The organism is Acetatifactor sp., assembly GCF_982438285.1.
Window position 1 is genome coordinate 1 of the sequence record NZ_CEWDFQ010000506.1, and the last position, 1603, is coordinate 1603.

The 1603-nt window shown below is 50.5% G+C and carries 3 protein-coding genes; all 3 read left to right on the top strand.

Annotated elements, in window-relative coordinates; all coding sequences use genetic code 11:
* The coding region (locus tag AC1WIP_RS15730) for a RidA family protein (RefSeq protein ID WP_481142711.1) at window positions 1–216 on the top strand (216 nt) is incomplete at its 5' end.
* 17 nt (window positions 217–233) lie between these two features.
* Entirely contained in the window at window positions 234–1139 is a 906-nt protein-coding gene (gene murQ, locus AC1WIP_RS15735) for an N-acetylmuramic acid 6-phosphate etherase (protein WP_481142712.1), read from the top strand.
* The coding region (locus tag AC1WIP_RS15740) for a BadF/BadG/BcrA/BcrD ATPase family protein (RefSeq protein WP_481142713.1) at window positions 1136–1603 on the top strand (468 nt) is incomplete at its 3' end. The genes murQ and AC1WIP_RS15740, both read left to right, overlap by 4 nt.

Here is a 1603-nt window from a genome sequence, read left to right on the forward strand (position 1 = left end):
GATTTGAACCGTGTGAAGCAGGCGGTTAAAATTCTTACGTTTGTGTCCAGCACCCCTGACTTTCTGGAGCAGCCTCTGGTCGCCAACGGAGGAAGCGAGCTGTTAAAAGAGATGTTTGGCGAAGAAGCGGGAATTCCTGCAAGGTCGGCCATAGGCGTTTCCGTGCTGCCCGGCAATATTGCCGTGGAGACGGAAGCGATATTTGAAGTGAAATAAAAAACCGGAGGTTTGCCATGGAAAAGAGAAAAACAGAAAGCCAAAATCCCGCTACAAGGCATATAGATTTGCTGCCTACTATTGAAATGATGCGTTTGATCAACCGTGAGGATAAAAAGGTAGCATTGGCGGTGGAAACTCAGATACCAAAGATTGCAGAAGCCGTAGACCGAGTGTATCAGCGGATACAGACGGGAGGGAGATTGTTTTACTGTGGCGCGGGAACTTCCGGACGAATCGGTATTTTAGACGCTTCTGAGTGTGTGCCTACCTATAATGTATCTCCTACGCTGGTTCAGGCATTAATTGCAGGCGGAAACGGTGCTGTATTTCAGCCCGCTGAAGGAGCGGAGGATGACAGCTCGGCCTGTGAGAAAGAGCTGAGAGAGCGGGGATTTTGTGAGAAGGATACATTGGTGGGAATTGCTGCCAGCGGGACTACGCCCTATGTTCTTGGAGGACTTGCGTATGCAAGAAAGCTGGGAGCGCTTACCATAGGAATTGCATGTAATGAGAATCCTCCCATGGCCAGATATTGCCAAATTTCCATTACGCCTGTTGTGGGGCCGGAGGTGATTACAGGCTCTACCCGGATGAAGGCAGGTACAGCCCAGAAGCTTGTTTTGAATATGTTGTCCACAGGCGTTATGATCCGCCTGGGAAAAGTATACGGAAATCTAATGGTCGATCTGCAGGTGAGCAATGAAAAGCTGGCAGACCGGGCCTGCCGCATTGTCGCCCAGGTTGCCAGTGTGGACCAAAATACAGCGGCAGAGGCCATTAAAACCTGCAATGGAGAATTAAAAACGGCAATTGTATATTTATGTACCAAAATGGATGCGGAAGATGCCAGACATTGTCTGGAGAAATGCGAAGGCGTGATAGGAAGAGCCCTGGAAACATCTGGAGGGGGAGGACGATGAGATCTTATGTGATTGGTGTGGACGCGGGAGGAACAAAGACCAGTGTTTGTGCGTTTAATCTGGAAGGCCAGATGATTTATCACGGTGTTGGGGCGGCCGCCAACTTTTCTGAAAACCCCATGGCTTGGAAGCATGTGGAGGACGCGATAGATACGTGTATTGGAGTGACAGAAGGACAGTATGTATATATAGCTGTTGGAGCCTCAGGAATCTGTGGCGCGGGCATGGAAACGGAAATGCAGACAAAGCTTCAAAACCGATATCACTGCCAAAGCAGAGTGGTGGATGACGGAAGGCTGGCATTGCAGGCAAAGCTTAGGGGGCGGGACGGTGTTTTGGTGATTTCAGGCACCGGGTCAGTGGCTTACGGCAGAGCTGGCAGAAGGCTGATAAGAACGGGAGGCTGGGGTATGCTGTTAGATGACCGGGGAAGCGGTACGGCCATTGTACTGGAAGCCTTCAGA

Bases quoted from the DNA above. Each gene is read 5' to 3' on its own strand.
- murQ (WP_481142712.1), top strand. From the start codon at position 234: ATGGAAAAGAGAAAAACAGAAAGCCAAAATCCCGCTACAAGGCATATA.